At 65.5% G+C, this 26,271-nt stretch carries 24 protein-coding genes, 1 tRNA gene and 1 pseudogene; 14 read left to right on the forward strand and 12 right to left on the reverse strand.

Annotation, left to right across the window (positions count from 1 at the left end; all coding sequences use genetic code 11):
- Positions 1-23: 23 nt before the first annotated feature.
- Complete coding sequence (locus C7I55_RS06030) at positions 24-929, reverse strand: LysR substrate-binding domain-containing protein (protein WP_106511993.1); 906 nt, start codon at positions 927-929, stop codon at positions 24-26.
- Between the two features lie 158 nt (positions 930-1,087).
- Here C7I55_RS06030 and C7I55_RS06035 point away from each other — a divergent pair, with 158 nt between their 5' ends.
- The 4 genes from C7I55_RS06035 (at position 1,088) to C7I55_RS06050 (ending at position 7,406) form a co-directional block, all read left to right on the forward strand.
- A complete protein-coding gene (locus C7I55_RS06035; RefSeq protein ID WP_106511994.1) occupies positions 1,088-3,589 on the forward strand; it encodes a TonB-dependent receptor in 2,502 nt (833 codons plus the stop codon).
- A 58-nt stretch (positions 3,590-3,647) separates the two neighbouring features.
- The gene (locus C7I55_RS06040; protein ID WP_106511995.1) at positions 3,648-4,916 is read left to right on the forward strand and encodes an MGH1-like glycoside hydrolase domain-containing protein; all 1,269 of its coding nucleotides are present in this window, start codon (positions 3,648-3,650) and stop codon (positions 4,914-4,916) included.
- Between the two features lie 47 nt (positions 4,917-4,963).
- Positions 4,964-5,506, forward strand: a complete 543-nt coding sequence (locus tag C7I55_RS06045; RefSeq protein WP_146150937.1) for a hypothetical protein — start codon at positions 4,964-4,966, stop codon at positions 5,504-5,506.
- Between the two features lie 706 nt (positions 5,507-6,212).
- Complete coding sequence (locus tag C7I55_RS06050; protein WP_106511997.1) at positions 6,213-7,406, forward strand: GGDEF domain-containing protein; 1,194 nt, start codon at positions 6,213-6,215, stop codon at positions 7,404-7,406.
- A 105-nt stretch (positions 7,407-7,511) separates the two neighbouring features.
- On the opposite strand, the gene C7I55_RS06055 is transcribed toward C7I55_RS06050, so the two are convergent.
- A tRNA-Ser gene (locus C7I55_RS06055) sits at positions 7,512-7,604 on the reverse strand.
- A 193-nt stretch (positions 7,605-7,797) separates the two neighbouring features.
- On the opposite strand from C7I55_RS06055, the gene C7I55_RS06060 reads away from it, so the two are divergent.
- Positions 7,798-8,538, forward strand: coding sequence for a DUF1134 domain-containing protein (locus C7I55_RS06060; protein WP_106511998.1), 741 nt, complete (start codon positions 7,798-7,800; stop codon positions 8,536-8,538).
- Positions 8,539-8,589: 51 nt separating this feature from the next.
- Here the strand turns inward: C7I55_RS06060 and C7I55_RS06065 are convergent, their stop codons facing one another.
- The 4 genes from C7I55_RS06065 to C7I55_RS06080 all read right to left on the reverse strand — a co-directional run bounded on the left by C7I55_RS06065 (position 8,590) and on the right by C7I55_RS06080 (position 13,176).
- Positions 8,590-10,188 (reverse strand): cisplatin damage response ATP-dependent DNA ligase, encoded by a 1,599-nt coding sequence (locus tag C7I55_RS06065; RefSeq protein ID WP_106511999.1) that lies wholly within the window; start codon positions 10,186-10,188, stop codon positions 8,590-8,592.
- A gap of 57 nt (positions 10,189-10,245) precedes the next feature.
- Positions 10,246-12,210: an alpha/beta hydrolase family protein gene (locus tag C7I55_RS06070; protein WP_106512000.1), complete on the reverse strand. Its 1,965-nt coding sequence runs from the start codon at positions 12,208-12,210 to the stop codon at positions 10,246-10,248.
- Between the two features lie 62 nt (positions 12,211-12,272).
- Complete coding sequence (locus C7I55_RS06075) at positions 12,273-12,839, reverse strand: TMEM165/GDT1 family protein (RefSeq protein WP_146150938.1); 567 nt, start codon at positions 12,837-12,839, stop codon at positions 12,273-12,275.
- 4 nt (positions 12,840-12,843) lie between these two features.
- A complete protein-coding gene (locus C7I55_RS06080; RefSeq protein WP_106512002.1) occupies positions 12,844-13,176 on the reverse strand; it encodes a hypothetical protein in 333 nt (110 codons plus the stop codon).
- 195 nt (positions 13,177-13,371) lie between these two features.
- Here C7I55_RS06080 and rpmG point away from each other — a divergent pair, with 195 nt between their 5' ends.
- Complete coding sequence (gene rpmG, locus C7I55_RS06085) at positions 13,372-13,539, forward strand: 50S ribosomal protein L33 (protein ID WP_106512450.1); 168 nt, start codon at positions 13,372-13,374, stop codon at positions 13,537-13,539.
- 116 nt (positions 13,540-13,655) lie between these two features.
- Here the strand turns inward: rpmG and C7I55_RS06090 are convergent, their stop codons facing one another.
- The 3 genes from C7I55_RS06090 to C7I55_RS06100 are packed head-to-tail and all read right to left on the reverse strand — an operon-like array spanning position 13,656 to position 16,319.
- Positions 13,656-14,321 carry a glutathione S-transferase family protein gene (locus C7I55_RS06090; RefSeq protein WP_106512003.1) on the reverse strand — a complete coding sequence of 222 codons (666 nt, stop codon included), beginning with the start codon at positions 14,319-14,321 and terminating at the stop codon, positions 13,656-13,658.
- Between the two features lie 10 nt (positions 14,322-14,331).
- Positions 14,332-15,072 (reverse strand): DUF899 domain-containing protein, encoded by a 741-nt coding sequence (locus C7I55_RS06095; protein WP_106512004.1) that lies wholly within the window; start codon positions 15,070-15,072, stop codon positions 14,332-14,334.
- Complete coding sequence (locus C7I55_RS06100) at positions 15,072-16,319, reverse strand: serine hydrolase domain-containing protein (protein WP_106512451.1); 1,248 nt, start codon at positions 16,317-16,319, stop codon at positions 15,072-15,074. Before C7I55_RS06100 ends, C7I55_RS06095 begins: the two co-directional genes overlap by 1 nt.
- Before the next feature lie 84 nt (positions 16,320-16,403).
- On the opposite strand from C7I55_RS06100, the gene C7I55_RS06105 reads away from it, so the two are divergent.
- Positions 16,404-16,871 (forward strand): MarR family winged helix-turn-helix transcriptional regulator, encoded by a 468-nt coding sequence (locus C7I55_RS06105; RefSeq protein WP_106512005.1) that lies wholly within the window; start codon positions 16,404-16,406, stop codon positions 16,869-16,871.
- A gap of 235 nt (positions 16,872-17,106) precedes the next feature.
- Here the strand turns inward: C7I55_RS06105 and C7I55_RS06110 are convergent.
- Positions 17,107-17,466 (reverse strand): annotated as a pseudogene (locus C7I55_RS06110) (response regulator); the annotation flags it as partial.
- 16 nt (positions 17,467-17,482) lie between these two features.
- On the opposite strand from C7I55_RS06110, the gene C7I55_RS06115 reads away from it, so the two are divergent.
- Genes C7I55_RS06115 through C7I55_RS06145 form a run of 7 tightly spaced genes read left to right on the forward strand, consistent with a single transcriptional unit; the run spans position 17,483 to position 23,606 of the window.
- Positions 17,483-17,749, forward strand: coding sequence for a DUF3572 domain-containing protein (locus C7I55_RS06115; RefSeq protein WP_106512007.1), 267 nt, complete (start codon positions 17,483-17,485; stop codon positions 17,747-17,749).
- On the forward strand, positions 17,746-18,399 hold the full coding sequence (locus C7I55_RS06120; RefSeq protein ID WP_106512008.1) for a hypothetical protein: 654 nt from the start codon (positions 17,746-17,748) through the stop codon (positions 18,397-18,399). Before C7I55_RS06115 ends, C7I55_RS06120 begins: the two co-directional genes overlap by 4 nt.
- Positions 18,396-19,157, forward strand: a complete 762-nt coding sequence (locus C7I55_RS06125) for an SDR family NAD(P)-dependent oxidoreductase (protein WP_106512009.1) — start codon at positions 18,396-18,398, stop codon at positions 19,155-19,157. Before C7I55_RS06120 ends, C7I55_RS06125 begins: the two co-directional genes overlap by 4 nt.
- Before the next feature lie 33 nt (positions 19,158-19,190).
- Positions 19,191-19,652 carry a RidA family protein gene (locus C7I55_RS06130; RefSeq protein WP_106512010.1) on the forward strand — a complete coding sequence of 154 codons (462 nt, stop codon included), beginning with the start codon at positions 19,191-19,193 and terminating at the stop codon, positions 19,650-19,652.
- Complete coding sequence (locus C7I55_RS06135) at positions 19,624-20,367, forward strand: glycerophosphodiester phosphodiesterase family protein (RefSeq protein ID WP_106512011.1); 744 nt, start codon at positions 19,624-19,626, stop codon at positions 20,365-20,367. The genes C7I55_RS06130 and C7I55_RS06135 overlap by 29 nt, the downstream gene beginning before the upstream one ends.
- Positions 20,360-21,502 carry a GNAT family N-acetyltransferase gene (locus tag C7I55_RS06140; RefSeq protein ID WP_106512012.1) on the forward strand — a complete coding sequence of 381 codons (1,143 nt, stop codon included), beginning with the start codon at positions 20,360-20,362 and terminating at the stop codon, positions 21,500-21,502. The genes C7I55_RS06135 and C7I55_RS06140 overlap by 8 nt, the downstream gene beginning before the upstream one ends.
- 28 nt (positions 21,503-21,530) lie before the next feature.
- Positions 21,531-23,606 carry an alpha/beta hydrolase family protein gene (locus C7I55_RS06145; RefSeq protein ID WP_106512013.1) on the forward strand — a complete coding sequence of 692 codons (2,076 nt, stop codon included), beginning with the start codon at positions 21,531-21,533 and terminating at the stop codon, positions 23,604-23,606.
- Between the two features lie 37 nt (positions 23,607-23,643).
- Here the strand turns inward: C7I55_RS06145 and C7I55_RS06150 are convergent, their stop codons facing one another.
- Entirely contained in the window at positions 23,644-24,036 is a 393-nt protein-coding gene (locus C7I55_RS06150) for an acyl-CoA thioesterase (RefSeq protein WP_106512014.1), read from the reverse strand.
- 67 nt (positions 24,037-24,103) lie between these two features.
- Positions 24,104-26,179: a S9 family peptidase gene (locus C7I55_RS06155; RefSeq protein ID WP_106512452.1), complete on the reverse strand. Its 2,076-nt coding sequence runs from the start codon at positions 26,177-26,179 to the stop codon at positions 24,104-24,106.
- Between the last annotated feature and the right edge of the window lie 92 nt (positions 26,180-26,271).

A 26,271-nucleotide genomic window follows, 5' to 3' on the forward strand; every position in this document is an offset into this window, starting at 1 on the left:
CGCTGTGTTCCAGGATCGGCAACTCAGATCAGGTCCCAGGACAATGTCGGCCGGAGATGCTCGACCAGATAATCGATGAGAGTGCGCACCCGCACCGGCACCCCTTTGGGATCGGCGAAGAGCGCGAAGAATTGCATGTCGGCCGCCTGCCAGCCGGGCAGGACTTCGACGAGCCGGCCATCGGCGAGATCGCGCTTGCACAGGAAGGCGGGCAGGCTGGCAATGCCGAGTTCGCTGAGCACCGCCTGTCGAAGCAGCAGCAGGTCGTTGCACAGCAGGCGCGGCAGGAAGTCGACGGAGACTTCGAGATCGTCCTTGTGCAACGCCCAGCGGTGGCGGCGATCGACCGTGCCGCTGGCGAGCAGATCGAAGCGCGGCAGCTCGACGTGGCTTTGCGGCATGCCCTTGCGTTCGAAATAGCCGGGTGCGCCGAAGACACCGCAACCGGTGCTGCCGAGCTTGACCGCGATCAGGCCTGAATCGGGGAAGGGGCCGACGGCGAGGGCGACGTCGAACCCGGCCCGCAGCAGCCCGATCGCATCGTCGGAGAGCACGCTGACCAGGCGGACGTCGGGAAATTGCTGCAGGAATTCGGCGAGCAGCGGCCCGATCAGGCTTTGGCCAAGCACATAGGGAATGGCGATCCGGACCACGCCCTGGGGCGTGCTGCGTCCGTCGAGCAATGCCCGCTCGCCGTCGCGCAGCACGCCCATCGATCGCAGGCAATATTGGAAGAAGAGCTGACCTTCCTGGGTGGGCGTGACCGCACGCGTCGACCTGTGGAGCAGCTGGACGCCGAGATGCTCCTCGAGCCGTGTCAGTCGACGGCTCACCGTCGACTTGGGAAGACCCAGCGCCTGCCCCGCCCGAGTCAGATTTTCGGTCTCGACCACTTTCGTGAAGACCATCAGATCGCCGAGATCGAGCATCCTCGAACGCTAGAGCTTCGTTCCGGATACGGCAACACATCGTTGCACGATGACGGGCTAGCGACTGGAAGGACGAACCATCACGCTTGCAGAACGACAGCGGACCAACGCTGCGCAGCCGGCACGACACTCGGCCATGCTTGAGGAGGGGAAGGATTATGAAGAGGCTCCATCACGGGCTCCGCGCCGCCTATCTTGCGGCCACTGCTCTGACGATGCTCGCGCCCGTCGCTGCCTTTGCCCAGGCTCCGGCGGAAGGCGACGCTGGCGCGGACCCCGTCGCGGCGGCCCCGGCGGACGAGATTGCCCCGGTGCCCACCGACGAGGAAGAGATCATCATCACCGGTACGAGCGTCGGGCGCCCCGCGCTCGATACGCCGCTTGCGGTGACCACGATCGGCGACGAGCGGCTGCAGAAGCTGAGCGTGAGCAGCCAGGCGGACATCCTCAACACCATCCCGACGATCAAGGCCGATGCAAGCGGCGGCGAGGTGGCGTCGAACGTGTTCGTCGCCGGCCTGCCTTCGGGCGGCCAGTATCAATTCACTCCGCTCATGTATGACGGCATGCCGATCTTCAGCAGCTTCGGCCTCAACAGTTCGGCTTACGACGTCTATGCGCGCAACGATCTCGGCATCCAGCGGCTCGAATTCGTCCGCGGCGGCGTTTCCAACCTGTTCGGCCCCGGATCGGTGGCCGGCCTGATCAACTACATCTCGGCGACGGGCGGCCCCGAGCATCACGGAATCGCCCAGCTCGAATGGGCGGAGCGCGGCCGCATGCGCGCCGATTTCGCCGTGAACGGGCCGGCCGGAGGCAATCTCTTCTACGCCCTCTCTGGTTTCGTGCGCACCGACGAGGGGCCGATCCGTACCGGCCTCCCGACCGAGGGTTTCCAGCTTCGCGGCAACCTCAAATACGAATTCAACAGCGGCCGGGGCTCGGTCACTGTGTTCGGCCAATATATCGACGATCAGACCCAATTCTATCTGCCGATCCCGCTCGACGGGACGACCCGCAATCGAGTGCGCGGCAATGACGGCAAGATTGTCTACTCGGTCCAGGGGCCGGAGGCCGGCCGCCTCGGCTTCAACACGCCCGACGGGCGGTTCCGAACCGAGATCACCGAAGGCGTGACTACCAAAGGCGGCATGGTCGGCCTTGCCTTCGACAATGATTTCGGCGGCATCGGGATCAATGGCCGCGTCCGCTATGCCGATTACAAGCACAGGTTCGGCCTGTTCTCCGACGGCGACGGAATCATCAACGTTCCCGAATCCCTGCAGGGATTCCTCACCAACCGAGGTCTTGGATCCCTCGCGAATGCGAGCTTCACCTTCGCCGACAACGGCGTAGCGGTGCCGTCCGACTATCTGCTGTTCGCCAATCGAACCACCGACCGGGATCGGCCCGCAACGGATTTCAGCGCCGAGCTCAACCTGACAGCAAAGGCGACCACCGGTGCAATCCAGCACAATTTCACCCTCGGCGGCTTCTATGCCAACGCAAAGGCGCGCGACGTCAACGTGACGTCCACCTACTTGGCGGAGTTGAACAACCGGCCGAGGCTGATCAACCTGTCGGTGCGTAATCCGATCACCGGCGCCGTCACCATCGTGTCGGCTGACGGACTGATCAACGCGGGGGCCGGCTACGTCAACAACCGCCACCAAGCGGAGCGCTATGCCGCCTACGTCGCCGACCAGATCGAAGCCGGGCGTTTCTCGCTCGACATCGGCGCCCGCGTCGAACATTTCAAAGGCGACATCCGCCGCGAGCGCACCGCCACGTTCGTCACGGACACCGCGACCCCGAACCTCGCAACCGCATTGCGCGATGTGATCTGGGGCAACGACACCTTCCTCGCCGCCGAGGTCGACACGACCGAGTGGGCGGTCGCGGCCGGCGCGCTGTATCGTATCAGCGACAATTTCAGCCTCTACGCCAATGCGTCGCGAGGCTACTTCTTCCCGGAAATCCGCTCGGTGACCTTCAATGCGCTCGGCGAGGCCGCATCCTATGAAGGCGAGATCATCAAGCAGGCTTCGGCGGGCCTCAAGTTCGACGGCGGCCGCTTTGCCGGAACGATTGCCGGTTTTTATACCAAGCTCGACAACCGGCGGCAGGTGCTGTTCGTCAATGACGGTGCCGGCGGGCTTACCGAGCGGGTCAATCTGGTCGGGACCGAGAGCTATGGGCTGGAGGCGACGGCGCTCATACGGTTGTTCAGGAATTTGCGGATCGAGGGCAATCTCACACTCCAGGACCATAAATATACCGATTTCGACACCACCCCCGCGAACATCGGCAACGAGCTCGAGCGCCAGCCCAACCTCCTCTACAATGCCGGCCTGTTCTACGATGACGATCGCTTCGATTTCTCGCTGTTCACAAACTATACCGGCGACACTTTCACGGCCGCGAACAACGCCATCGAACTCGAAGGCTTCAACGTCGTCAACCTCGACGCGGGCGTGAAGTTTCCCGTGCGCGGAGTCGCCGTGCGCGCCGCGATCAACGTCTTCAACCTGCTGGACAGCGACGCCACCACCGAAGGGTCGCCGCGGCAGGATTCCTCGCAATCGGCCGGCGGCGCGTTCTTCGTCGGGCGTCCGGTGCTGCCGCGCCGCATCACCGCGCGGCTCAGCATCGCCTTTTGAGTTCTCCCCTGGCGGGACGGCGCAGGTCGTCCCGCCATTTTCTCGTACCGAGGCAGGTTTGACCCAGGATTCCAACACGGCACGCGCGATTCTAAAGGCCAATGATCGCGGCGGCTACACGGTGCCGAACGGCCGGGTCTATCCGTTCCAGTGGAACTGGGATTCGGCTTTCGTAGCGCTCGGCTTCGACACCTTCGACCGGGATCGCGCCTGGACCGAAATCGAGACCCTGTTCCGCGCGCAATGGCCGGACGGCTTCGTCCCCCACATCGTGTTCTGGCAGGAGGATGACGGCTATTTCCCTGGGCCGGGTGTCTGGGACAGCGGGCGGACGCCGCCGACGTCGGGGATCACCCAGCCACCGGTCGCGGCGACTGTCGTCCGCACGCTGTGGGACAGTGCCGCGGCCGCCGGACAATCCGAACATTATCGCCCGCGCGCCCAGGCGCTGTTCGATCGCCTGCTTGGCTGGCATCGCTGGTTCGCCGAGCATCGCGATGCCAATCGCAGCGGCGTCGTCGTGGCGATGCATCCGTGGGAAACCGGCCGCGACAATTCCCCGGAATGGGATGTGCCGGGCGTCCCGATCGATGTCTCGAACGTCGGTGAATATACAAGGCGCGACACCGGCCATCTCGACGCCAAGATGCGCCCGACGAAGCTGGAATATGATCGCTATCTCGCCCTCGTCCAGTTCGGGCGGGCCGCGGGATGGGACCATGCGGCGATCGCGCGCAGCAATCCATTCCGGGTCGCCGACGTCGGCATGTCGATGATCCTGCTGCGCGCCAACCGGGATCTGCTCGCTCTGGCACAGGCGCTCGGCCGGAACGGCGACGAGATTGCGAGGTGGATCGCCGACGCCGAAGCCGGGATCCACATTCTCTGGGACGCCGAGCGCCGCACCTGGTGCTCGCGCGATCTGCTCACCGGGCGGCATTCGGGTTATGTCACCAGCGCATCCTTCCTGAGCTTCTACGCGGGGCTTCGCGATCCCGAGCGGGATGAGGCGATGATGGCCCATTTCGACCGCATCGCGGAGCGGGTGCGCTACATGGTGCCGAGCCTCGATCCCGACGATACCGGGTTTCAGATGATCCGCTATTGGCGCGGTCCGGTCTGGGCGGTGGTCAACTGGATGATCGGCCAGGGCCTGGCGGAAGCTGGCCACGAAGCGCGCGCGAAGCGGGTGCGCTCGGATACGCTCGCCCTTATCCAGGGCAGCGGCTTTTACGAGGCGTTCAACCCACTCGACGGCTCCGGCAGTGGCGGCGACGATTTTTCCTGGACTGCCGCGATCGCCCTTGCGTGGCAGACGCCGAGCTGATCGACTTTGCGCTGGCGCGGCGCCGAATTGTCGGCAATTCGCCGCGCATGAGCAGCAGATTTGTGTCGATCGCCCTCGTGGCAGCATTTTTCGTCGGGAGTTCCGGGGCGGCTTACGCCGCTGAGGAAGACGAGTTCGACCCGCTCAAGGTCGACGTCGTCGATGCGATCGAATGCCGCCTTGACCCAGGCACCTATACAGGCTTCGCCTTCGCACTCGACTCCGAGGAGGCCGGATACAAGGCGCGAGGCTGGAAGAAGCAGGAATCGGGCAATTCCTTTCTCGCCCAATATCAACTGCCGGAGCCGGTCACCGTCGCCGGGCAGGCAACCCGCACGATCGTCTTCTCGAGCTCGGCAATCATGGCGCTGCTCGATGGCGATCCTCAGAGCTTCGCGGCTGCCGAAAAGATCAACAATGCGGTTCCCGGCGGCGCGAAGTTCTTGGGAGAGCGCCTCGTCCACAGCGAGAGCGAAACGGCCGAAGGCATGAAGATCACCTCAACCGTCAAACGCGTCCTCTCCAACGTGACCAGCCATCCGGGAAAGACCTTGCTGGGCTGTTCCTACACGTTGGAGATCGAGGATTAGCGCGCGGTTCCAGTCGCCACGCATCGGCGCGCAAGATTGACCCTCGAGCGGGCGTGGCCTCATCCTCCGAGGCTCTTGCCGCCTGACCGTCCGCGATCGGCGGGCGCTGCTTCGCAGATAGAGTTCGAGAAATGCCGAAGCAAACCTCTGCCGGCCGCAACAGATGCGCCGACTCGGAGTCGGTCGGCACGTCGCGCGGGACGAGATGGATCACGCGGAAGGCTTCTTCTGCGGCTCCTTCGAGGATGATTGAAGTGCCGGCATGGAATCGGATGTGCGGCGACCCGATCACCGGTGGGCTGTCGGCCAAAGGCTGGCCCTCCAGCGCGTTGGGAACCCCACAGGAAGGTGCCGCGCTCCCTGGTCGTGTGCCCGCAGAATGCCTGGGAGCGGGGCGTGGTCTCCGTGCCCAGACCCAAGGCCGCGAGCTATTGGCGAGGTCCGTCGAGAATGATGAGGGCTGCGATCGGCGCCGCCAACATGCGCGCCGCCTCCTCCTCCAGCAGGTCCAGCCCGGATCTGTCGAGATTCGAATCGAGAAGCGCCATTTGTTGAGGCCCTTCCAGGATTGCTGTCCTGGAATTCGCCTCCAGCCGGCTGATATCCTGTGGATAATACGGGGTCGGCAATGACTCGTTAACCACTTTCCGTTAGCAATGTGCAGGGGCGCCGGTCCGGGGGGAGCGGCCAAGATGCAGGGCCGATCGTGATTGAGAATGGCGAACATTCCGCCTTGCCGCGGTGGCGGGCGACACGGTGGCTCGTCGAAACGAAGGGCGACATTCGGGAAGAGATCCAGCCGTCACTGGTCAAGGGCCTGTACGGTGGCGTGCCGATCTTCCTTGGCGGCGTCGTCAACACCATCGCGGTGTCGACTCTGATCGGACTGCGCATCCCGACAATTCCGTTCCTGATCTGGGCGGCGATCGAGATCGCACTGGCCTGCATAAGGTTGCCGTTGCTGGTTCACGCGCATCGGGCGATCGCGCGCGGTGCCCGGCCCCGCACCGATCTCTACATCGCGCTTGCCGTCGCCTGGGCGGCGTCGGTCGGCTACGGCGCGCTGATCAGCCTCGTCAGCGGTGATTTCGTTGCGTCGACGCTCGCCTGTCTTTCCGCCGCGGCAATGGCCGGCGGCATCGCCTTCCGAAATTTCTCCGCTCCGCGGCTCGTAGCGGTGATGATCGCACTCAGCCTCGGGCCGTGCATGATCGGCGGCTTCCTGTCCGGCGAGCCGATCCTGTCGGTTATCGCGCTCCAGATACCCGCTTACGGCTTTGCAGTGACGCTCGCCGCCTTCCGGCTGCACGGGCTGCTGGTGCGGACGATGGAATCGGAACATGCCAACCGTCAGCTAGCGCTGCACGATCCGCTGACCGGCCTCAGGAATCGGGCAGGGCTGGAAGAGGAAGTCGAGCGGCGACTGACGCTGTCCGATGTCCACGGTCAGACCGTCTTGCTCTATCTCGATCTCGACGGCTTCAAGAGCGTCAACGATACCTACGGTCACGCCGCCGGTGACGCCTTGCTCCGCCAGCTCGCGCATCGCCTGCGCAACGCGACAGGGCCGGACGATCTGGTGGCGCGGATCGGCGGGGACGAATTCGTCGTCGTGACCAGCGGTCTCGACGCCGCTGCGGCGGTGCAGGCCGGGGAACGGATCGGCGCGGAGCTTTCACGCCGCCCCTACGATCTCGGCCGCGACACCGCGCGCGTGGGCGCCAGCGTCGGTCTGGCCCTTCACCCGATCCACGGCCGCGATTTCGAAACCCTGTTTTCGGCGGCCGACGCGGCGCTCTATCAGGCAAAGGCGGTCGGCAGTGCCGCCTGCTTCGTTGCGGCGACACCGCCGCCGGCCGCCCCGCGCGCCGAACCGAGGCGGGCACGTGCCTACGGCTGATTCGAGTCCGCGCGTGGGGAAGCGTCTTCGGGAGTGTGGTCGTGGGGGAGCTGGCCCGGCCCTGCACCTTCATGCGCCAGGCAAAGTGATCCGTTCGTATACGGATGGCGGAGACGGAGGGATTCGAACCCTCGGTAGGAGTAATCCCCCTACGGCGGTTTAGCAAACCGCTGGTTTCAGCCACTCACCCACGTCTCCGGATGCGCCGATGCGCGGCTATAGCGAGGGCCGGGCCGCGGTTCAACCGGTCCTGGAAGGCTTCCTGCTCTCTTTGTGGTCGTTCCGGCTCGATATCGATTCGCTCTGTCGCGCCGGCCCTGCGCGTTCATTGTGATGAAACCTCGCCGGGGTTACCGTTCGCTAACTATTTTAGCGGGGCCGAGGGGCTAACATGTTCAGGACTCACCTTTTGACGCTTGCCGCTGCGGCGGCGCTCACGCTCGGCGGCGCGGCCGCCAATGCACAGATCACCACCGTCGATCCGAACACCAGCGTCACGCCCGAGGGCGAAGCGGCACCGTCCGGCGAATGGGCGCCGGTCGATGCCGGCGAGGTCGACAGCGAAGCGACGACATCGACGCCGTCGACCTATGACAGCCAGCCCGCGGGGCAGACCGCCAGCGAGCGTGCCAGCGCTGCATCGAGCGGGGACACGGTGCCGCGCAAGGACGTGTTCAGCGCCGCCGAGGGCGTGTTCGGCAAGGGCGCCGAGGGACTTGGCGATCTGATCGAGAAACTGCTCAAGGAGCAGGGCGAGCCCAGCGCCTATATCACCGGGCGCGAGGCCGGCGGCGCGTTCGTTGCCGGGGTGCGCTACGGCTCTGGAACCTTGCACCACCAGGTGGAAGGCGATCGTCCGATTTACTGGACCGGCCCATCGATCGGCTTCGATTTCGGCGCCGATGCGAGCAAGGTCTTCGTGCTCGTCTACAATCTTCATGACGGCGAGCGGATCTTCCGCCGCTACCCCGCGGCCGAAGGCAATGCCTATGTCGTCGGCGGCTTCACCGCCAGCTATCTGCGCCGCGGCGACACCGTGCTGATCCCGGTTCGCCTTGGCGTCGGTGCGCGGCTCGGAGTCAATGCCGGCTACATGCGCTTCAGCCAGAAGAATCGCTGGCTGCCGTTCTAAGCCTCTGACTGCCGTCTCCGTCGCCTGCGTACAGGGAGGGTGGCGGACGGTTCACGTCACGAGCCGCTTCATGCCCTCGATCGTATCCGCTTCCGCCGCCGGCTTGTCGCGCCGGATGCGGGAGATGCGGGGAAAGCGCATTGCGAGACCGGACTTGTGGCGTTTTGATTCGTGGATTGAATCGAACGCCACTTCGAGCACCAGGCTCTTCTCGACCTCGCGCACCGGGCCGAAGCGCTGGAGCGTGTTGTTGCGCACGAACCGGTCGAGCCACATCAGCTCCTCGTCGGTGAAACCGAAATAGGCCTTGCCGACCGGTGACAGCTCGCCTTCCGCGGTCCAACAGCCGAAGGTGAAATCCGAATAATAAGAGGATCGCTTGCCGCTGCCGCGCGCCGCATACATCAGCACGCAGTCGGCGGTGAGCGGATCGCGCTTCCATTTGTACCAAAGGCCCGTCTTGCGCCCCGGAAGATAGACGCTGTCGCGGCGCTTCAGCATCACGCCTTCGATCGCGACATCGCGCGCCCCGGCGCGGATCTCCTCGAGCGCCTCGAAGCTGTCGGCCTCGATCAGCGCGGAGACGTCGAACCGACCAGGATCGAGATCCTGCGCGAACCGCTCCAGCCGCAGCCGCCGCTCCGACCATGGATGCTGGCGCAGATCCTCCGTCCCGTCGAACAGGATGTCGTAGAGCCGGACGAAGGCGGGGAAATCGCGCAGCATCTTCGGCGAAACCGTCTTGCGGCCGAGCCTCTGCTGGAGCGCGTTGAAGCTGGCGGCGGCCCCGCCATGCTCGTCGGCGCCCTGCGCCTCGCCCTTGACCAGCAATTCCCCGTCGAGGACGCCGGCTTGGGCGAAGGCTTCCGCAACTTCGGGGAAGCTGCCGGTGATGTCGTCGCCGGCGCGGCTGTAAAGGCGGGTCTCGCCCGCGACTCCGACGATCTGGACGCGGATCCCGTCCCATTTCCACTCGGCCGCATAATCCTCGAGCGACACCCGCAGATCCTCGAGCGGGTGGGCCAGCATGAAGGGACGGAAGACGGGTACGTTCTCGGACGTCGGCTGGGCGCCTCGCCCCTCCGCCCAGGCGAAGAGCGGCAGATAGGGCGGGCCGATCCCGTGCCATACCTCCTCGACGGCATCGACTTCGAGGCCGAAAGCCTGCGCCAAAGCCGTCTTGGCCAGCCGGGCGGAGACTCCGATGCGGAGCTCGCCGGTGGCGAGCTTGAGCAAGGCATATCGGCCGCTCGCATCGAGATGGTCGAGCATCTGGGCGAGCGCGCCCGGAGCGTCGGCGCGGCCGAGACCCTGCAGGCGTTCGATCACGGCGGAGATGCCGAGGGTGCCGTCGTCGATCTCCGGCGGCTGATCGACCGGCTTCGGCCACAGCAGCGACGCGGTCTCGGCGAGATCGCCGACATAATCGTAGCTCATGTAAAAGAGCGCGGGATCGACCCGCTCCTCGACGATGCCCCGAATCGCTGCGCCCTTCACCGCGGGCAGGTTGAGCTCGCCTGTCAGCGCGGCGAGTGCATAGCCGCGATCCGGATCGGGCGTGCGGCGAAGGTAATCGCCGATCAGCTTCAATTTGCCATTGCGCGAGCGCGTGTAGACGAGGGCGTCGAGGAGCTGGGAAAATTCGCGCATCGCGACCGTAACGACCGGCGGAGCCGCAGTTTCCCGCGATCCCGATTTCGATCGTCCTCAGTCGGCCGGATTGTGCTTGGTGAGGAAGGCCTCCAGCCGGTCGAAATAATCCTTGCGGTTCTCGGGGTTGGTCAGACCGTGCCCCTCGCCGGGATAGACGTGATATTCGAACGGCTTCCCGGCCTTCTCGAGCGCCTTGGCATAGAGCGCCGATTGCTTTAGCGGCACCCGCTGATCCTTCGCGCCATGGGTGATCAGGACGGGCACGGAGAGACGCGGGACCTGCCCCATCGGCGAGATGTCGCTGAGGTTGAAGCTCTGCTCGCCGCGCACCCGATCCTTCCACTTTCGCGCGGACTTGGCGTTGATGAAGAAGTCGCGCGAATATTTGAGCTGACGGGGCACGTCCATGACGCCGGCGAAGCTCGCCGCGCACCGGTAGCGTTCGGGGTTGCGGGTGGCGCCCCACATCGCTGCATAGCCGCCGTAAGACGCGCCGACGATGCAGACACGCTTGGGATCGGCAATGCCCTGCTTGACCAGCCAGTCCATGCCGTCGTCGAGGTCGTCCTGCATCGCGCGGCCCCATTGGCCGGTGCCCTTGTCCTCGAACGATCGGCCGTAGCTTTCCGAGCCGCGGTAATTGGGCTGGAGCACGGCATAGCCGCGGTTGGCGAGAAGCTGCACTTCCGCATCGAAATCGCCGCGGTCGCGCACCCCGTAGGGGCCGCCGTGCGGCATGATGATCAACGGCAGGTTCTTGGCCTCGCGTCCGACCGGCAATGTCAGATAAGCGGGGATCTTGAGGCCATCGCGGGCGGTATAGGAGACGGCCTTGGAGGCGGCGAGCTTGAAGGCCCGGATCTTCTCGTTGACCATCGCCAGCCGCTGCATCACGCCGTTGGCGGTCTGGAAGATGTAATAGGTGCCGGGATCGTTGGTGCCGGTGACGAGGACGACCATCTTCGAACCGTCGCGGCTCTGCGAGACGATCCACGCCTCCTTGTTGCCGACAGCCTTGTCGATCGCTGCCTGGACTTCTTTCCGCTCCGGGTCGAACCACTCCACCCTGTCACGGACATCGGTATAGTAAGCGGCCCTGATCCCGGACCCGTCCGGCTGCAGCGTGAAATCGGAGACGTCGTTCTCCGGTGCTGCAAAGACGAGCTCACCGGTCTGCAACGTAGCGTAATCGAACCGGTAGACGGCGTCGCGTCCGGTCTTCTCGCTGGACAGGATATAACCCTTGTCGCTGTCGAGTGCGAAGCGCATCAGACCGAGCGATGCCTTTACGTCGTCGATCTTCGCCCTGCCGGCGTAGCGGAAGGCGTTGGACCCGGGGCTGCGGTAGACCATCACCCATTTGTCGCCTTCGATGCCGGTCCCGGCACGGACGAAGCCGTTGCCGTCGGCATACCATTCCCAGATGCCCTTGCGCTCGGCGACGACCTGCTTGAAGCCGTCGCCCTCCAGGTCGACCCGGTAAACCGAGGGCCAATCGTAGACGGTGCGCTGAATCGACAAGAGCAGCCATTTGCCGTCGGGGTCGACGTAGAGGATGTCGTCACCCTCGAGCCCCTGCTCCCTCTTGCCGACGAACCGCGTCTTGCCAGTGGCAACATCGTGGGCGAGCAGGCGCGTCATATAGGCTTCGTCGTCGAGCCAGGGCGTCGTCTTGCCGGCGCTGATCAGCACCGTGCCGTTGCCGGCCCAGCGATAGGAGGCGATTTCCCAATCGTCAGGCAGCCTGAACGAGTTGATCTTGGCGGTCGTCGGATCGATGATGCCCAGGGTAGACTGGCCTGGCGTGCCGAGCATCGCCAGCAGCAGCTTGCCGTCCGGCGAAAGCGAGGGCCCCGAGATCAGCGGCGTGCGGGCGAGCTCGGCGGTGGGGATGCGGACCGGCCCGGCGTCCGCTTTGACTTTCGCCCCGGCCTCGTTCGCAGCAAGTGCCGCAGCCGGTGACACAGCATTGACGATCGCCGCGCCGACGAGCGCGGCGGCGAACCACCTTGTGATCATGAGCAGCCCCCTGCTTCCCTGTAGAGGCTGGATCCTAACGCAAACTCCTCGAAAGGCCAGCCCTAGACGAGCGTCAGGGCGTTCAGCGCCAGGATGATGCCGAACAGCAGAAAAAGCGCGGCGGCGCTGAGCCGGATTGCGCGAACCGGCACGACAGCGACCAGGCGATCGCCAAGCATCACCGCGGGCACACTTGCAGCCATTACGCCGGCGAGGGCGCCCAACGAGGCGAGAGCGGCGGAATCGAACCGCGCTGCGATCGAAAATGTGAGGAACTGGGTCTTGTCACCGAATTCGGCGATGAAGAAGCAGGCGAAGCTCGCTGCGAACGCGCCGACGCGCGGGCCGATGAGAATGTTCGGCGGCTTGCGTGCAAACAGCCCTGCGCCGCCGGCGAACAGCAAGGCGAGCGCGGTGAGCAGGGTCAGCGCCCGGATCGTCATCCAGTCATTGACAAGGATGCCGCCGAAGCCGGCGATCGCGGCGTGGATCGCCGCCGCCAGCGCAACCCCGACAAGGATTGGCAGCGGTCGGCCGTGGCGTGCGGCGAGCGCGGCGACGAGCAACTGGGTCTTGTCGCCCCACTCGGCGAGCCCCGCGGCGACGAATGCGGAGACGAGCGCGTCCAAGCGCTCAGGCGCCGAGCCGCACCGATACCGACGCGAGCAGCGCCTGGCTCGCTTTCTCGTCCAGTTTCTCGCAGCCGATCGCGTCCTGAAGGCGCGCAAGATAGAGTGCGGTGGGGCAGGCGCGGATGTCGGAAGACGTCTCAGCGACCGCCCGCTCGAGCGCCTCGGCGACCCGCACCACCGGAGTCAGTCCATAAGCCGCCGCGAGGGTCCGAATCGTCTCCACCCGGGCTGTGAAATCGCGCGGCGAGAGCCTGCGGGTAAGATTGGACAGCGTTTCGAGCCGGTCGCAGAGCTCCGCCCGTACCAGCAGCATCGCGTCGTTACCGTGTTGCATCTTACCCTCCGCCTTGCCTGCACACCATGCGCCGACATGGTTACCGGACCATGAAGCCGCGGGCGGTGACGAATGCGGAGACTGAGAAATGACGCGCGGCTTGACATCCTCCTGTCTTCGGGGCAGAGGCATCACCGCATGAAAGCGGCGTCTGCGCCGCTTTTTTTCATCCATTTCCAATCTGAAGAGGCTGTCATGGCCAAGCCGACAACCGTCAAGATCAAGCTCGTCAGCACTGCCGACACCGGCTTCTTCTACGTCACCAAGAAGAATCCGCGGAACATCACCGAGAAGATGACCTTCCGCAAATACGACCCCGTCGTGCGCAAGCACGTCGAGTTCAAGGAAGCGAAGATCAAGTAAGGCGCTGCGGGGGCAATCGCCCTCGCGCATGGCCGGCTTGAGAGGCGTCCCCGCGTAAGCGGCCGGCGCCTTTTTCGCGTGGACTCCCTCTCCCAGGCCGGGAGAGGGATTTTCCGTTATTCCGCAGCCTGGGCCGTGGGCGCGTTCTCGGCGAAGGGCGCGAGCTGCGCGGCGAGGGCCTTCTGGAATGCAGGCCGCGATTCGCAGCGCTGCTGATAGGCCGCGAGTGCCGGTCGCCGCGCGACGAGGTCGGTGTGGCGCAGGATGCGCAGCACGGTTGTCATCATCAGGTCGCCGGCGGTGAACACGTCGCTGTCGAGATAGTCACGGCTGCCGAGCCGCCCTGCAAGGGAATCGAGCCTCTTCTCGACCATCTGCTCCGCGCCGGGCCGACGCAGCTTCGCCCACTCCTCGTTGGGATAGAACAGGTCGATCAGCGAGAGGTTCTGGACGTGCGGTTCGATGCTGTTGATCGCTGCGAATATCCACTGGATCGCATGGCCACGCGCGGCTGGATCGCGCGGCAGCAGCACGTCCGACTTCTCGCCGATGTGGAGCAGGATCGCCCCCGATTCGAACAGGGTGAGGCCATCCTCCTCCAGCACCGGAACCTGACCGAACGGCTGCATCGCGCGATAGTCCGGGCTGTCCTGATCGCCCTGGCCGATCAGCCGTTCTTCATAAGCGATGCCGGCCTCCTCGAGCGCCCAGCGGACACGGAGATCGCGCACCAACCCGGCGGCGAATGGCGGCACCCAGCGAAATGCGGTGAGTCTGATCATCTGGTCTCTCCTACTCTGCGGCCTGCTGCACGGCGCAGCAGGTGTGGGCCTGGGGCTGGTCCCCATATTCGTCATGGCGGCGCAGCCAGCCCATGATTTCGTCACCCTCGTTGCGACCCTTCGGCGTCATGTCGAGCCAGCCGAAGGCGCCCGCCACCGCCTCTGCGCCCCGCGCGTACGTCGAGTAGGTGTGATAGATTCGTCCGTCCTCGTCCTTGGCGAAGATGCTGTGGCCGTGGAGGTCCTCCATCGGAGAATTGGTGGTGCCGTAATTGTAGGGGGCCTCACCGGCCGCGATCTGCTCGAGTGTCCAGGAGACGCCGTAATCGTAGTTGAAGCTCGATCCACCGGACGAGACCCACGCGAAGGTCCAACCCATCCGGCGTTTCGCGGCCTCGATCTCGGTCACCGGTGCCCGTGAGACTGCGATGTAGCTGAGATCGGCATGCTCGAAATGGCGTCGGGAGGGATCGACGTCGTCAGCCGTGGAGGCGCAGCCCGGACAGATATCGCCGCCGGGCGGCAGCATGAAATGCTGGACGGCAAGCTGGCTGCGGCCCTGAAAAAGGTCGGACAGGTGCATTGGCCCGGTTGCGGTATCGAACACATAATCCTGATCCACCAGCACCCACGGCAAGGCGCGGCGTTCTTCGAGCAGGGCGTCTCGCGCCCGGGTGAGCGCCTTTTCGTTCCGCAGATGTGCCTTGCGGGCGGTGAGCCATTCCTCGCGGCCGACGATACGCCTTTCCATCATGCTTCTCCCTTCAGTGCCTCTCTCAAGAATTCGTTGCTGACCGCGGTGTCGTCCGCGCCGGTCATCAGGCGCTGGAACATCAGCACGGCGACCGTGTCGGTCCTCGGGTCGGCGAAGAAGGTGGTGCCGGTACCGCCCCACCAGCCAAATCGGCCCGGATGCGCGGAGACCGGATCGGGCGCGGTGACCACCGACATGCCGAGGCCCCAGCCGTTGGTCTTCCAGAAATCGGGGAAGAACGGAGAGGCGGCCTTGACCTCGGCCGGGATCTGATCGCGCCGCATCTCCGCAATGCTGTCGGGCTTGAGGATGCGCTTGTCTCGATAGGTGCCGCCGGCGAGGAGCATACGCCCGAACGCCGCGAAATCATCCACCGTGGAGGCAAGTCCGCCACCGCCAAGTTCCATCGGCGGCACTCTGGAGACGTCGAAGCCCTTGGGCCACGGTTGCAGCGCACCGCTCTCCGGATTGCGGGCATAAAGCGTCGCCAGCCGATCCTGCTTGGCGGGCGGCACGAAGAAGGCGGTGTCCTTCATCCCGAGCGGCACGAAGATGCGCTCGTGCAGGAAGGCGCCGAGCGTCTGGCCGCTGGCCCGCGCGATCAGCACGCCGGCAACGTCGAGGCCGGTATGATAGAGCCAGCGCTCGCCCGGATGGTAGGCAAGCGGGAGCGTCCCGAGCCGGCGCATATATTCGTCCTGCGAATGGGCGAACAGGGTCGGTCCCGGCGCGAGCTCGAGTGCGTTGAAACGGGTGAGCAGCGGCGAGCTCGAAGGGTCCGTGAAGACGGCACCCAGCCCCATGCGCATCGTCAGGAGATCGCGAAGTGTGATCGCGCGCTTGGTCGGCACTGTCGCGTCGATCGGCCCCTCTAGGCTGCGCACCACCTGGCGGTCGGCCAGTTCGGGAAGCCAGCGGTCGACCGGATCGTCGAGCCGGACCTTGCCCTCCTCGACGAGGATCATCGCGCCGGCCGCCGTCACCGGCTTGCTGATCGAGGCGACCCGGAAGATCGTGTCGCGCTGCATCGGAGTCCCGGATTCGAAGCTCTGCAGGCCCGCGACATGGACTTTGGATGATCCGCTGCGATCGACCAGCGCCACCAAACCGGCAAGCGAGCGATCGGTGACATGGGCGTCGAGCGCGGCGCGCAGGGGGCTGATGTTGGCCGCGACCGCGTCGGATCCGATGAACGCGGTGCCGCAGAGCGCTGCCGCGCCGGCGCCGAAATCTCGCCGAGTCATCACCATCCTGCTCCGTCCTTGCCGCGGACGCGAATCGCCGCGTCCGGTCTTGTCGCCCAGAATAGTTGCATATACAAGTATCCGATGAATGCCTTCGAAGTGGCCCATGCCATCCGTGCCGATTGTCTCTGCTTCCGCGCCCGCCGGGTCGCCCGGGTGATCACCCGCGCCTATGACGAGGCGCTGCGGCCGCTCGGACTTCAGGCGACCCAACTCACCTTGATGAGCGGCATCGCCGCGGCCGGCGACGGCGGCCAGCCGATGGGCCGCCTTGCCGACATCCTCGCGATCGATGCTGCCACCCTGTCGCGAAACCTGAAGCTGATCGAGAAAGCGGGGTTCGCCGAGATCGGGCGCGACCCCCGTGACAAGCGCGTGCGAATCGTCCGGCTGACCGGCGAAGGCGAACTGATGCTCCACCAGGCGTTGCCGCGATGGCAGCAGGCGCAGCGAGAGGTGGTCCGCAGTCTCGGCGGCGATTCGGCGGGCGCGGCGCTGTGCGGGCAGTTCGACGATGCGACCCGAGCCGTGCAGGCTGCCTTCGACTTCTAGAGCCTGATCATCTTAGGTTGGAGCGTTTAGCTCCGACCTGAGGTGTGAATCAGGCTCTCAACCAGTGACGAGAGCATGATTCACGGATCAGGCTGATTCAGCCTGACCCGATCATGCTCTAGGAGTGGGTATCGTTCTCGAGCGAGGTCGGTGCCTGCGCTTCCGGAGCGCCTTGCTCGGGAGGTGCCGGAGCGGCGATCTCCGCCTCTGCTGCGTCCCTCTCGGCCGCAGCTTCCAGCAGCCCTGCAACGGCTGCGACGAACTTCATCACCGAGATCGGCTTGGAGACATAGCCTTCCGCCCCGGCGTCCCGGATTCGCTCCTCGTCGCCCTTGGCCGCATAGGCGGTCACCGCCATGATCGGCGTGCGCTTCAGCTCGTCGTCCTGCTTGAGCTGCTCGATGAGCTCCAGACCGCTGATATGCGGCATCTGGATGTCCATCACGATCAGATCGGGCGCGAAGTTTCGCGCGCGCTCGATTGCCTCCCGGCCGTCGCGAACGGGCTCGGCCGCATAGCCGTGCGCCCGCAACAGGTCGCAGAAGAGTTTCAGGTTGAGTTCGTTGTCCTCGACAACGAGGATTTTTTGTACCACCGGCCCCCATTAGGCGATGACGATTCCCGACACAAACAATCCCGAAGCTCTTGGCCTTGCCGCACTCGGCTGGGCGCTGAGCGATCAGCCGCGTGCCGAGAGGCTGCTGGCGCTGACCGGTCTCACCCCGCAGGATCTGCGCGAACGGATCGACGATCCAAGCCTGCTCGCGGCCGTGATCGGCTTCCTCGAATCCTACGAGCCGGATCTGGTCGCCTGTGCCGACGCGCTCGGAGTCTCGCCCGCCACCCTTGTCGAAGCCGGACGGAGACTTGGATCATGAGCCGCCCCTTGCTGATTACCGATTGCGATGAAGTGCTGCTCAACATGATCTCGCACTTCGCCGAATGGCTGGAGGAGGCGCACGATCTCTCGTTCGATCTCTATACCGACAGCTTCCAGAAGGCGATCCGCACCCGCGCCGGCGAATCGCTTCCGGAGGAGCGGATCTGGCCGCTGCTCGACGGCTTCTTCCGAACCGAGATGGAGCGGCAGAATATCGTTCCCGGTGCTGCCGAGGCGCTGGCCGCGATCGGCGCACACGCCGACATCGTGATCCTGACCAACGTCGGCGACGAGCACGAGGCGGGGCGGGTCGAGCAGCTCGGCCGGTTCGAGATCCATCATCGGGTGCTCTGCAACCGCGGCGGCAAGGGCCGGCCGGTCAGGGAACTGGTCGAGCAGATGCGTCCTTCGGCCGTGGTGTTCGTCGATGATCTGCCCGTTCACCATGAATCGGTGGCGAATCACGCCCCGGAAGTCTGGCGGCTGCACATGATCGGAGAACCGAGGCTTGCCGAAGTCGTGCCGCCGGCACCCCATGCGCACGCGCGAATCGACGACTGGAGCGAGGCGGCACGATGGATCGAGGCCCGCTTCGCAGAAGGGCCCGCTTCGCGGGAAGCGGAACAGGTCAAAGAGGAACAGCAATGACGTCCATCATCCTCATCACCGGCGCGACCTCCGGAATCGGCGCCGCCGCCGCCCGCCGCTTTGTCGGTGCCGGACACAAGGTCATCGCGACCGGCCGGCGGCAGGCGCGGCTCGACGCTCTTGTCGCCGAGCTCGGCGAGGAGAATGTACATGCGATCACGCTCGACATGCGCGACGAGGCTGCGATCCACGGCGCGGTGGCCGAGATCCCCGAAAGCTTTCGAAACGTCGACATATTGCTCAACAATGCCGGCCTCGCCCGCGGCATGGAGCCGGCGCAGGACGCCGATCTGGGCAAGTGGCGCGAGATGATCGAGACCAACGTGCTCGGGCTCGTCACCATCACGCACGCCTTGCTGCCGACCCTGATCGCCCGCAGGGGTGCGATCATCAACCTGAGCTCGATCGCCGGCACCTATCCCTATCGCTTCGGCAACGTCTATGGCGGCACCAAGGCGTTCGTTACCCAATTCTCGCTCAACCTGCGCTGCGATCTGCAGGGCACCGGCGTGCGGGTGACCTCGATCGAGCCTGGCATGGTCGAGACCGAATTCACCGTCGTCCGTACCGGCGGCGACCAGCAGGTGTCGGACGAGCTTTACCGAGACATGGATCCGCTGACCGCCGACGACATCGCCGAGACGATCTTCTGGGTCGCGACCCAGCCGCCGCACGTCAATCTGAACCGGATCGAGATCATGCCGGTCAACCAGAGCTTCGCCGGCTTCGCCATCGCCCGCAACACGCCCACGGCTTGACCCGTCTCCCCGCCACTGCTTGAGGCCGACACCATGACCGACATTGCTTCCCGCCTCGCCGAACTCGGCATCACCCTTCCCGAAGCGGCGGCGCCGGTCGCGGCCTATGTGCCGACCGTGCTCGCCGGAAACCTGCTCCACATTTCGGGCCAGGTGTCGTTCGAGGCGGGCAGCCTCCTCACCGGCCGCCTCGGCGAAGATCGCGATCTCGATTACGGCGTCCGCGCAGCGCGCGCCTGCGGCCTGATGCTCCTCGCCCAGATCGAAAAGGCGGTGGGGCTCGATCGGGTCGAGCGGATCGTGAAGCTCGGAGTCTTCGTCACCAGCGCCGACTCGTTCACCGATCAGCCGAAGGTCGCGAACGGCGCGTCCGAGCTGATGCAGCAGGTGTTCGGGGATGCGGGTCAGCATGCACGGAGCGCGGTCGGGGTGCCGGCCCTCCCGCTCGGCGCAGCGGTCGAGATCGATGCCGTCGTCGCCGTCCGGCCGGCCTGATCCTTTCCTCCTCGCCGACCGGCCGATCGCCCATCGCGGGCTGCACGGCGCCGGTCGGATCGAGAATAGCCGCGCCGCCTTCGAAGCGGCGATCGCGGCCGGCCATGGCATCGAGCTCGACGTCCAGGCGAGCCGGGATTGGGTTCCGATGGTCTTCCACGACGCGACCCTGGACCGCCTTACCGGTGAGGGTGGTGCGCTCGTCGAGCACGAAGCCGAGGCGCTTTCCAGGATCCGCCTGCGCGGCAGTGCCGACGGCATCGAGCCCTTGTCCAGGATCCTGGAAATGATCGGCGGCCGCGTGCCGCTGCTGATCGAAGTAAAGACGACGCGAGAGGGAGCGGCGCGCCTTGCCGGCGCCGTGGCATCCGAGCTCGCCTCCTATTCCGGCGCAATTGGGATCATGTCCTTCAATCCCGAGGTCGCGGCCTGGCTTGCGCGCAACGCTCCGCATCTGCTTCGGGGCCTGGTCGTCAGCGAGCAGGGCAAGCAGGGCTGGCGCGGCCGCATCGAGCGTACCGTGTCGCTTCGTCGTGCACGTCCCGATTTCCTCGCCTGCGACGTCCGCGATCTCCCGTCGGCGTTCGCGGCCGCCTTTCGCGCGCGCGGCAAGCCGGTCTTGACCTGGACGGTGCGAAGCGCGGCCGATCGCAGCCGTGCTGCAGTGAGCGCGGACCAGATCATCCACGAATTGCCCGAGTTGCTGCATGTCTGACGTGGTCGCGCGCATCGCTCCCGGGGTTGCAAGCTTCGAGGCGGAGGCCTGGGATGCCTGCGCCGGCGCGGGCAATCCGTTCGTCCGGCACGCCTTCCTGTCCGCGCTCGAGCAATCGGGCAGCGCGACCGCGCGGGCCGGCTGGCAGCCGCTGCCGATCGCCATTGATGCGCCGGATGGGAGCCTGGCGGCGGTGACGCCGGCCTATGTCAAAAGCCACAGCCAGGGCGAATATGTGTTCGACCACGCCTGGGCCTCGGCGTGGGAGCGCGCCGGCGGGGATTATTATCCCAAGCTGCAGATCGCGGTGCCGTTCACGCCGGTGCCGGGCCCGAGGTTGCTGACCCGCGATCCGGAGCTTGCACCGGCGCTGATCCGCGCGGTCGAGACGGTGGTGCGGCAGAACGATCTCTCTTCGGCGCACGCCACCTTCCTTAGCGCCGACGACGTGACAGCCTTCGAGGCGGCCGGCTGGCTGATCCGCACCGACAGCCAGTTCCATTGGCAGAATGAGGATTATCGGAGCTTCGACGATTTCCTGGCCGCACTCTCTTCGCGCAAGCGCAAGACGATCCGCAAGGAACGCGCCGCGGCGCTCGACGGGCTGACGGTCGAGCATGTCACCGGCGCCGCGATCACCGAGGCGCATTGGGACGCCTTCTGGGCCTTCTATCAGGATACGGGCGCTCGCAAATGGGGGCGGCCCTATCTGACCCGCAGCTTCTTCACGATGCTCGGCGAGCGCCTGTCGGAGCGGATCCTGCTGATCTTCGCCCTGCGCGAAGGCGTACCGATCGCCGGCGCGCTGAACATGATCGGCGACGATACGCTCTACGGCCGTTACTGGGGGGCGACCACCGAAGTCCCCCACCTTCATTTCGAAATCTGCTATTATCAGGCGATCGACGCCGCGATTGAACGCGGCCTCTCCCGCGTGGAAGCGGGTGCGCAGGGATCGCACAAGCTCGCCCGCGGCTATCGCCCGGTGCCGACTTATTCGGCCCATTTCATCCCGAATTCGAGCTTCCGCAAGGCGGTCGCCGATTTTCTGGAGATGGAGCGCGACGCGGTTGCCGACGAGATCGCCCAGCTCGCGGATTTCACGCCTTTCCGGAAAGGGGAGCCTTCCGCATAAAGGGCGCAATACACGCAAGGGGAAGAAGATGCTGAGACTGTCCTGCGCCTTATTGCTTGCCTGCACGGCCACGCTTCCGGCGGCCGCCGCCCCGGCTGAGGGGCCGTCCCGCACGTTCGAGGCGCGGGACCTGTTCTCGCTCGAAGCCGCCACTGATCCGCAGATCAGCCCCGACGGATCGAAGATCGCCTATGTACGCCGCTCCGGGGACGTCATGACCGATCGCATGCGCCCGTCGATCTGGCTCGTCGACACGCGCAGCGGCGAACAGATGCCGCTCGCGGCGGGACCTGGCGCACATAGCCAGCCGCGCTGGTCGCCGGACGGCAAGCGCCTCGCCTATGTCTCGTCCGGCGAAGGCGGCGCCGCGCAGCTCTACGTCCGCTGGATGGCGAGCGGCGAATCCGTGCGGATCACCAACCTTCCCGACGCGCCGACCAGCGTCGCCTGGTCTCCCGATGGCCGTCACATCGCTTATGCCATGTTCGTGCCCGCCGAGGGGACCAAGCTCGGCTCGCTGCCGCCCAAGCCCGAAGGCGCAAAGTGGGCCGAGCCGCTCGAGATCCATACCGACATCACCTACCGCACCGATGAAGAAGGCTATGTGAAGCCGGGCTTCAGCCACATCTTCCTGGTCTCGGGCGATGGCGGCGCGCCGCGCCAGCTCACCTTCGGTTCGGTGCATGACAATGGCCCGCTCAGCTGGGCGCCGGACGGCCGGACGATCCTGTTCAGCAGCAACCGCTCGCCCGACTGGGCCCGCGAGCCGCTCGACACGGAAGTCTATGCCCTCGATGTCGCCGGCGGCGCCATCACCGCGCTGACCGATCGCGACGGGCCGGACAATCAGCCGGCAATATCCCCGGACGGCAAGCTGATCGCCTTCACCGGATTCGACGACAAACGGCTCGGCTACCAGAATGACGTCCTCTATGTGATGAACCGTGACGGCAGCGGCCGGCGCGCGCTTACCGAACGCCTCGATCGCTCGGCGGATTCGCCGGTCTGGGCCGCCGACGGGCGGTCGATCTTCTTCGCCTATGACGATCAGGGAACCCGTAAGGTGGCGCGCGTCGGCCTCGACGGGTCCCTCCGCACCGTCGCGGAGGGGCTGACCGGCGGCGCGCAGGACAGACCCTATACCGGTGGCAGCTTCTCGGTCGCGAAGGACGGCGCGATCGCGGCGACCAGCGGCAGCGCCATGCGTCCGTCGGACGTCGCCCTCTATCGTGCCGGCGACAAGCGACAGCTGACCCGGCTCAATGCCGAGCTGCTCGACGGCAAGCGCCTCGGCGAAGTTCGCAAGCTCACCGCGACCTCATTCGACAATCGCCGGATCGACTCCTGGCTGACCCTGCCGCCGAGCTGGAGCGAGGGACAGAAAGTGCCGCTGATCCTGGAAATCCATGGCGGGCCCTTTTCCGCCTACGGTCCGGCCTTCGCGACAGACAACCAGCTTTATGCCAGCGCCGGCTATGCGGTGCTGTCGGTCAATCCGCGGGGGTCTACGTCCTACGGCGAGGAGTTCGCCAATCTCATCCACCATGCCTATCCCGGCCGCGACTATGACGATCTGATCGCTTCCGTGGACGCGGCGATTGCCGGCGGCTTCGTCGATCCGGACCGGCTGTTCGTCACCGGCGGCTCGGGCGGCGGCGTGCTCACCACCTGGATCGTCGGCAAGACCGATCGCTTCAAGGCCGCGGCGGCGCAGAAGCCGGTGATCAACTGGACCAGCCAGGCGCTGACCGCGGATGGCCCCGCCTTCTTCGCCCGCTACTGGTTCGGCACCTATCCATGGGAGGATCCGCAAGCCTATTGGAATCGCTCGCCGCTGTCGCTGGTCGGCAACGTCAAGACTCCGACCCTGGTCGTCGTCGGCAGCGAGGATTATCGCACGCCCGTCAGCCAGTCCGAGGAATATTATACCGCTTTGCAGCTGCGCGGCGTGCCGACGGCTTTGATCAAGGTGCCAGGCGCCGGCCACGGCACCATCGCCAGCCGCCCCTCGCAAAGCGCCGCCAAGGCGGCCGCGATCCTCGCCTGGTTCGAAAAGTACAAGGATGGCGCACCCGCCGGCTCGGTGGCCGCCGGGACGGACTGACGTCGCTTTTCTCCTCCCTGGAGAGGAGAAAGAGGCGTCACTTCATGAACGGTGCCGCGACGTCCGGCGGCACCCGAAGGGGGCGCCCGGTCGCCTTGTCGAGGATCGCCCAGGTGGTCTTGGCGCGCACCCGCAATTTCCCGTCTTCACCGATGAACTCGACATGGCGGTCGAACCGCGCGCCGCGCGGGCCGTCCGGGATCCAGGTCCGCCCGGTCACGGTCTCGCCCGGCTGCACCGCGCGCAAATAGTCGATCTCGTGCCGGGTCACGACCCACACATAGGCTTGTTGATGCTCGATCGGCGCGACCGCCGCCCAGTGGCCGGTGGCAATGTCCTGGATCCAGCGCACCCATACCGCATTGTTGACGTGGCCGAGCTCGTCGATGTCCTCGTGCGTCGCCGTGATGCTGAGTTGGAACGGGGTCATAGCGCCCTCGCGTGAGAGTTGAGGGCGCAGGGGACGGCCCGCCCCTCGGCGGGCCGTCCTTGCCCGATCATTTCTTCGTGTCGTCGCCGATCTGGGTCAGCACGAATGCATAGGCTTCCGCCACTTCCTGGAGGCGGTCCCAGCGGCCGGATTTGCCGCCATGGCCTGCGCCCATGTTGATCTTGAGCAGCAGCAGGTTGTCGTCGGTCTTGGTGTTCCGCAGCTTCGCGGCCCATTTGGCCGGTTCCCAATAAGTGACGCGCGGATCGTTGAGGCCGCCGGTGATCAGCATCGGCGGATAGGCTTGCGGCTTCACCTGATCGTAGGGACTGTAGGACCGAATATATTCGAACGCCGCCTTGTCGGTGATCGGATTGCCCCATTCCGGCCACTCGCCCGGGGTGAGCGGCAGGCTTTCATCCTGCATCGTGTTGAGCACGTCGACGAACGGCACGTCCGCGACGACCGCACCCCAAAGCTCCGGATTCATGTTGGCGACAGCCCCCATCAGCTCGCCACCCGCCGATCCGCCCTGGATCCCGATCTTGCCCGGAGCGGTGTAGCCCTCGGCAATCAGGCCCTTGGCCGCGTCGACGAAATCGTTGAACGTGTTGGTGCGCTTGTCGAGCTTGCCGTCGAGGAACCAGCCGTAGCCGAGGTCGTCGCCGCCGCGGATGTGCGCAATCGCATAGGCATAACCGCGGTCGAGCAGGCTGACGCGGGAGGTCGAGAAGCTCGGCGGGATCGCATGGCCGTAGGCGCCATAGGCGTACAGGAACAATTTGCCCTGGCCGCTCTTCTCGAATCCCTTCTTGTAGACGACCGAGACCGGCACCTTCTTGCCGTCGCGAGTCGGCAGCATCAGCCGCTCGGTCGTATATTGGCCGGCGTCGTAGCCGGACGGGATCTCCTGAACCTTCAGCGTCTCGAGCCGATCGTCGGCGGGATGGTAATCGTAGACGGTCTGCGGCGTGACCATCGACGAATAGCCGAGGCGATAGGCGGCGGGCGCATATTCGGCATTGCCGGCGAAGGCGGCGCTGTAGCTCGCTTCCTTGAACGGAATTCGCTCCTCCTTTCCATCATAGGTGCGAAGCACCAATTGATCGAGGCCGTCGACCCGTTCCGACAGGGCAAGATGATCGAGATAGGATGTGACGCCGCGCAGATAGACCCGGTCTGAGCCGGGGATCACCGTCTTCCAGGCATCGGGTATCGCCGGATCGGCTTCGGCAAGTCGGAAATTGACGTGCTCGTCATTGGTGACGATCCACAACTTCCCGTGCGCCGCGTCCACGGAATATTGCCTTTTCTCCTTGCGCGGAGAGATCAGGACGAGCGGCTTCAGCGGATCGGCTGCGGAGACGAAGCGGACCTCGTTGGTGGCATTGTCGCCGGTCGAAACGAAGATCAGGCTGCGATCCTGCGAGCGCGACACGCCGACGCTGAAGCCGAGCTCCTTAGTCTCCTCGTACAGCGTCCTGTCCTCGGCCACGGGGGTTCCGAGTCGGTGGTAGCGTGCCCGATAGGAACGCCAATTGTCGTTCACCTCGGTGAACACGACGCCCTTGCTGTCGCTGGTCCACACCGGCGATCCGATGCCGACGTCGGTGACCGTCTCGATGTCCTTGCCGGTGGCGAGATCGCGGATCCGGAGCTGGAAACGTTCCGAGCCATTATCGTCGACCAGCGTCGCGCCGAGCCGTCCGTCGGGACTGACCTCGAGCGCGCCAAGCCGGTAATATTCCTTGCCTTCGGCCTCGGCGGCCTCGTCGAGGATCACCTGATCGGCGCCGCCGGCGACCGGCTTGCGATACCAGGTGCGATATTGCGCGCCGGGCTTGAAGGCCCACCAATAGAGATAGTCGCCGTCGCGGGCCGGAACGGAGGATTCGTCCTCCTTCAGGCGGCCCTTCATCTCCTCGAACAGGGTCGTCACCAGTTTCTGGTGCGGCGCCATCGCGGCTTCGAAATAGGCGTTCTCGGCCTTGAGGTAGGCGAGCACGTCCGCATCGTCGACCTTCGGATAGCCCTGGTCCTTCAGCCAGAAATAGGGATCTTCGATCGTGTAGCCGTGGCGGCTGTAGCTGTGCGGCCGCTGCTCGGCCTTGGGGGGCGCTGGAAGGTTCGAGGCTGTGGTCATGATGGCTTTCTGAGGCTGCGCGAGCGCCGCGGTCGGCGCGGCAAGCGCAAGGATGGGCAGGAACAAGAGTGGCTTCAAGATGCGATCCCCCG

The sequence above is a fragment of the Allosphingosinicella deserti genome, assembly GCF_003012735.1.
GTDB lineage: Bacteria > Pseudomonadota > Alphaproteobacteria > Sphingomonadales > Sphingomonadaceae > Allosphingosinicella > Allosphingosinicella deserti.

Bases quoted from the DNA above. Each gene is read 5' to 3' on its own strand.
- C7I55_RS06030 (WP_106511993.1), bottom strand. From the start codon at position 929: ATGCTCGATCTCGGCGATCTGATGGTCTTCACGAAAGTGGTCGAGACC.
- C7I55_RS06035 (WP_106511994.1), top strand. From the start codon at position 1,088: ATGAAGAGGCTCCATCACGGGCTCCGCGCCGCCTATCTTGCGGCCACT.
- C7I55_RS06045 (WP_146150937.1), top strand. From the start codon at position 4,964: ATGAGCAGCAGATTTGTGTCGATCGCCCTCGTGGCAGCATTTTTCGTC.
- C7I55_RS06060 (WP_106511998.1), top strand. From the start codon at position 7,798: ATGTTCAGGACTCACCTTTTGACGCTTGCCGCTGCGGCGGCGCTCACG.
- C7I55_RS06065 (WP_106511999.1), bottom strand. From the start codon at position 10,188: ATGCGCGAATTTTCCCAGCTCCTCGACGCCCTCGTCTACACGCGCTCG.
- C7I55_RS06070 (WP_106512000.1), bottom strand. From the start codon at position 12,210: ATGATCACAAGGTGGTTCGCCGCCGCGCTCGTCGGCGCGGCGATCGTC.
- C7I55_RS06080 (WP_106512002.1), bottom strand. From the start codon at position 13,176: ATGCAACACGGTAACGACGCGATGCTGCTGGTACGGGCGGAGCTCTGC.
- rpmG (WP_106512450.1), top strand. From the start codon at position 13,372: ATGGCCAAGCCGACAACCGTCAAGATCAAGCTCGTCAGCACTGCCGAC.
- C7I55_RS06090 (WP_106512003.1), bottom strand. From the start codon at position 14,321: ATGATCAGACTCACCGCATTTCGCTGGGTGCCGCCATTCGCCGCCGGG.
- C7I55_RS06095 (WP_106512004.1), bottom strand. From the start codon at position 15,072: ATGGAAAGGCGTATCGTCGGCCGCGAGGAATGGCTCACCGCCCGCAAG.
- C7I55_RS06100 (WP_106512451.1), bottom strand. From the start codon at position 16,319: ATGACTCGGCGAGATTTCGGCGCCGGCGCGGCAGCGCTCTGCGGCACC.
- C7I55_RS06105 (WP_106512005.1), top strand. From the start codon at position 16,404: ATGAATGCCTTCGAAGTGGCCCATGCCATCCGTGCCGATTGTCTCTGC.
- C7I55_RS06115 (WP_106512007.1), top strand. From the start codon at position 17,483: ATGACGATTCCCGACACAAACAATCCCGAAGCTCTTGGCCTTGCCGCA.
- C7I55_RS06120 (WP_106512008.1), top strand. From the start codon at position 17,746: ATGAGCCGCCCCTTGCTGATTACCGATTGCGATGAAGTGCTGCTCAAC.
- C7I55_RS06125 (WP_106512009.1), top strand. From the start codon at position 18,396: ATGACGTCCATCATCCTCATCACCGGCGCGACCTCCGGAATCGGCGCC.
- C7I55_RS06130 (WP_106512010.1), top strand. From the start codon at position 19,191: ATGACCGACATTGCTTCCCGCCTCGCCGAACTCGGCATCACCCTTCCC.
- C7I55_RS06135 (WP_106512011.1), top strand. From the start codon at position 19,624: ATGCCGTCGTCGCCGTCCGGCCGGCCTGATCCTTTCCTCCTCGCCGAC.
- C7I55_RS06140 (WP_106512012.1), top strand. From the start codon at position 20,360: ATGTCTGACGTGGTCGCGCGCATCGCTCCCGGGGTTGCAAGCTTCGAG.
- C7I55_RS06145 (WP_106512013.1), top strand. From the start codon at position 21,531: ATGCTGAGACTGTCCTGCGCCTTATTGCTTGCCTGCACGGCCACGCTT.
- C7I55_RS06150 (WP_106512014.1), bottom strand. From the start codon at position 24,036: ATGACCCCGTTCCAACTCAGCATCACGGCGACGCACGAGGACATCGAC.
- C7I55_RS06155 (WP_106512452.1), bottom strand. From the start codon at position 26,179: ATGACCACAGCCTCGAACCTTCCAGCGCCCCCCAAGGCCGAGCAGCGG.